The organism is Candidatus Latescibacter sp. (assembly GCA_030692375.1).
Classification (GTDB): Bacteria; Latescibacterota; Latescibacteria; order Latescibacterales; family Latescibacteraceae; genus JAUYCD01.
Window position 1 is genome coordinate 1 of sequence record JAUYCD010000043.1, and the last position, 4,774, is coordinate 4,774.

General features: G+C 47.4%; 3 protein-coding genes. All 3 read right to left on the reverse strand.

All coding sequences use genetic code 11. The features are described 5' to 3' along the window. Nucleotides 1-223: 223 nt before the first annotated feature. Nucleotides 224-1,642, reverse strand: a complete 1,419-nt coding sequence (locus tag Q8O92_02810; GenBank protein ID MDP2982246.1) for a neutral/alkaline non-lysosomal ceramidase N-terminal domain-containing protein — start codon at nucleotides 1,640-1,642, stop codon at nucleotides 224-226. Between the two features lie 40 nt (nucleotides 1,643-1,682). Continuing rightward, nucleotides 1,683-2,462, reverse strand: coding sequence for a prepilin peptidase (locus tag Q8O92_02815; GenBank protein MDP2982247.1), 780 nt, complete (start codon nucleotides 2,460-2,462; stop codon nucleotides 1,683-1,685). Between the two features lie 72 nt (nucleotides 2,463-2,534). After that, on the reverse strand, nucleotides 2,535-4,774 hold a 2,240-nt coding region (locus Q8O92_02820; GenBank protein ID MDP2982248.1), incomplete at its 5' end, for a hypothetical protein.

Sequence of the window (4,774 nt, forward strand, 5' to 3'; positions counted from 1 at the left end):
TTTAGATCCTGAAACGAGTTCAGGATGTAGCGGACTCTTCGACAGGCTCAGAGTCCGCTGACCGAGCACTGAGCTTGTCGAAGTGCACGTGTCATGCCGAACTTGTTGCCGCTTCGCGGGAACGAACCGTTTCGGCATCTATCAATTAAATATGGTTTTTCACAAGCCTTTTAAAAAGGGCAGGTGAAAAATCCCCGCCCCTTCTCACATAATTCCAAAACCGTTACTTGAGCTTCCCGATAAGGGAGAGCGAGGAATCGATACATACCTGTTCCGCCTTCGGACTGAAAGGTGAACCGAGCACCTCGTAATTATCTTCCTTGAATTCCTCAGCGGTAGGCAGATACCCCACATCCGGTTCGTTGGCGAGGCCGATGACGAAAGTTTTTGTAAACGGCGACTGCTGCTTCACTTTTAATCCGATTTCGGAGAAAACCTCGCAGGGGAAGGAGACGAAAGCGGCATCCCCGATACGGATTGCCTGCTGTTCAAGCTTCATGGCCGCCGGCCGGTTCTTTTCGGCGACCATTTTAGCATTGTCCACCTCCATGCCGGTAAGAAATACCGCCACTCTGGCCTCGTCCAAAACCCGTTTCCCCAGGGTATCCTTTATCTTTTCCATCTCAGCCAGTTTCTGCCGGGCGGCTTTCAAAGCATTTCCTGCCTGTTCGATGGTAAGATTGAAGCTCTCCTTGAGGGGATAATCGAACACACCGGAGGTCGATTTGACCACTTCATCCCCCGAAGTTTTGATCCTTGGCAGAGCTTTCAGCACTGCAGCGGTCATCTGATTGCCTTTCACCTCGGCATACCACCAGTTCCGTATGGGCATTTCCGCTCCCACAGCCGATAATTCGGCGGTGTATCCTACTTTGATGTCGCCCTGAGCAGACTGGTAATACGCCACCCAGACATCCTTGCCAACCGATTTTTTAATCCCCTGTATAGCAAAAAAAGGCCAATCTTCTGTGAATTGGAGATTGTGCAAATCCAGGGTGGAGGGATGGCAGCCATAGTTGAACGCCACTCCGAGCAGTTTACCCTTGTCATTTTCGATTTTGATCAATCCTACCATGGGGTCCGGGTGTAGACCGCCATGTTGAAGGCGCCTGTTTGCCCGGCCCAGTTCCATAACCATCGTTGAATCGATGCCGATCCTTCCCGGAACCCGGTTTTCCCAGGCTGATACTGCGCTTTCTATGGAGTTATCCACCACCAGTTTTTTGTACTGTTCACTTGTATCCTTACTAAACAATTCGGGGCCGGAATGGGTGTGAGTAGCGCTGATCATGATGTTTTCTTTCGGGATTCCGGTAGCTTTATTGATTCCGGCTCTGATTTTTTCGACATACTCTTTTCCGATTTCCACCAGTGAAATGGTCATCATGACCACCGTTGTGCCATCAGAACCTTCAACCAGGAGACTCCGGGCGTGCAGATCATCGTGAATGCCTTTGGACACATCAGTTCTGACATACCCGGACATGGGCGTTCCGATGGGAGGATTGATCAGGGTTTCACCGACTCCCACCTTTATCTTTGAAGGAGGAGTACAGGCCGAAGTTAAAAAAGCGATAAAAAGAGCCATACTAAGGAAAATCGCTGATAGCGGGTTCAACGTATTTTTGAAAATATTTTTCATGAGTTTCCTCCATGAAAGTGTGATAAAAATCAGAAAAATATCAGGAGAGGTAAAGATCAAGGAGAATCAGGATTTGTTTACGAAACAGCATGACCAGAAAACATCCTGCAGCTATAAAGGGTGCAAACGGAATTTCATCTTTTCCTTCTTTTTTTCCGGTTATAAGTTGCATCATACCCCATATTCCCCCGATGGCAATGGATAAAACCAAAGCAATTCCATTCCAAAGTGGTCCAAGAAAAAAACCGGTTACGGCTATCAATTTAAAGTCACCCATGCCCATACTTTCCTTTTTATAGAGAATTTTCCCGATAAACGACATAATGGCGAGAATGGCTATTCCGATAAGGGCGCCTTCTAAAGATCTCAACAAACCATGCTGCCATCCGAAACGCAGAGAAAATGCCAGACCGATAGCGCCGCCGGTAAAAGTCAAACGATCGGGAATAAGCATATATTGAAGGTCGATTATCAGGGCGACCAACAGAATGCAAGTCAACACAGCATCGGCGACAAAATTTACCGATACCCCGTAAAGGTAGAAAAACGCCACAAAAGAAGAAGCGGTTATGAGCTCGATCAAAGGATATTGAAGTGAGATGCGTGTTTGACAGGCTCTGCAGCGACCGCGCAGCAGTACATAGCCGAGAACAGGGATGTTGTCGCGATAGAGGATGGGAGAAAGGCAATGGGGGCAATGGGAAGCCGGGAATGCAATAGATTCTTTACGCGGAAGTCGATAAATCAAAACATTAAGAAACGAACCTATCGACAGGCCGACAAGAATAATGATGCCATATCTTAAAATCTGATATACCATAACGAATATACGCACGGGGATAAAAAAAGCGAGACCATGAAGCAGTCTCGCTTTCGCAAGTCAGCATGCAGATTAATTATATCCCAGCAGGAATTTCACAAAGGTAGTGGAAGTCTTGAAGTTTTCAAAAGCGCGCAATGATTCATCAAATTTTTTCTCTTCAAAACGAATTCCCGCCGAAGCCCAGATGTTGTATCCAAAATAGACTGTGCGGTTCTGAAGCTGAAGAGCATAGGTTTTCTGTTTGTAGTTGTTCTCGCTCTGAATATAGTCTTTCATGGTAAACTCTAATCCCGGAATTCCCTGCATACCAAAAGTCAGGTCGGTTCGAGGCGAAATCACATATTTAAGCATAAGCACCGGAATCCGCATCAGGTAGTACTCACCGAACCGCACCGCCTGGCCGCGATCTTTCTTGAAGAAGCGGAATTTTACTCCCGGTGAAATCGTCCAGTTCCCAAAGCTCTTTTCGTATGACACCTTGTTTACTATGGCCAAAGTATGGATATCCAGCTTGGGCTGAAAGGTATTATCGTACATCAATCCATCAATCTGGCTATTCCGCTCGATCTTGAGATGGTTCTCAATGGTCACCGCAGGCAGCGCCCGTAATGCTGAATCTATCCAGAGACGGTCCACATTGGAGTTCTTGTATTCCAGCTCATCAGAGTAGATCTTACGGGCAAATCTTCCTATGGTGGCGCCGATACCGGGATTAAGGTAATCGCCGAACATCTGGTTGCTCACCTGGACATAGGCATCACTGATATTGTCCTGAACCCGTTCATGACGATATTCGGCGTAAAGCTTCCCGACATCGAAAACATCATAGTTTACCTGGAATTTGAAATAATCGTTGTTGGTCCGGTTATCCGTTCCCACACCATGGGTACGCATGGAACCCAGGATAATATTGACGCTCTTCTGGGGAGTGTACCGGAAATAGACATGGCGCCCCTGACGGTCCAAATAATAAGGGGTGTCCAGCTTCATGTCGTCTTCACGGAAATCCGGAATGGTGTTATTGTTGTAATCGTTGCCGAACACAAAAGCATCCGGATCCGAATCGAGCATCAGGAAGGGTTCGTTGTAATCGGCCCTGTCATTGTTGTTCTTGTTGTTGTCCGCGATGCCGTCATGGTCGGCGTCATTGCCGGGAAACACGCCGTCCGGGTCTTCAGTGGATTGAATGTTATATCCCATAATCCTCTGGCTGACCATAGTATCCGGATATTGGTCATCATCGTCGTTGTCTTCAATGAGCGGATATCTCAATATATTATTGCGGGCACTGATGGAGCCGACTCCATAGCCTTTTTCTGTAGCCTTCGGATAGAAGTAATCCAGGTAGGGTTTATAGAAATTACCCATTTTGAAAAACTCACCGGCAAATCCAAAATGGTCCCAGTCTTTTTGAGCGGTAACATAATAGGCATGGTCTATCTCGGCCCATTTATGACCCTGACGGGGAGTCTGGCCGGCTACCACATCTTTCGGGAAACCGGTTCCGGGGTAATCGTCCGGGAACATGTAATGACTGGAGTTGGTCGCAAATTCTCCGGTAATTTTCAAACCCCGGTAGTTGAAATTGGCATCTACACTATAGATTATGGAAGCAACCTGCACTCCAAAATCAACCGTTACTTTCTGTAAATTAGATTTATCCTTGACATTACCCGGCGACTGGAGAGACGTTCTCCAGTAGGTTGCACTGTACCAGGTTGCATAATTAGCCGAGGGATCGTGTCCGCCTTGGGCCTCCTTGGTATAGATCGTCGCGGTCTGTACCCGATAATCGTTAGATACCGTAAGCTCCGCCGTCACCTGCTGTACCGGTTCCTTGATCACGGATATATCGAAAATGTATGCTATGTACTGCGTCCCGTTAACCTGTATCGGAAGCCGTGGATCAACCAACTGATAGTATTGCTTTGCCAACTGCTGGCTGAAATTCTTTTCAGTACTTAACCGGTTCACTCCCGAATACACATCCTGCAGGTAAAAATAATCGATATATTTGGGGATCCTCTCATCAAGGGATAAATAGTCAAATGACGGAGCGCCGATTTTAACCGCAGTTGTAGGTGTAATATAGGAAGCTTCCAATTCGTATACATCAGCAGTAGTAAGATCCCTGGTGACATCATCGAGTATCGCCACAGGACGAATTTCATCCCGGTAGCGTCCGTTGACCTTCAGCCGTACATCGCTGATCTGAGGCCCGCCGTTTCCATCCTCCGGTGAATCATCCAGCACCCGTACCGCTACCTCCAAAGGAGTGGGAGTGTAATTGCTCACCGTGCCGTACCAGG

Bases quoted from the DNA above. Each gene is read 5' to 3' on its own strand.
- Q8O92_02810 (MDP2982246.1), bottom strand. From the start codon at position 1,642: ATGAAAAATATTTTCAAAAATACGTTGAACCCGCTATCAGCGATTTTC.
- Q8O92_02815 (MDP2982247.1), bottom strand. From the start codon at position 2,462: ATGGTATATCAGATTTTAAGATATGGCATCATTATTCTTGTCGGCCTG.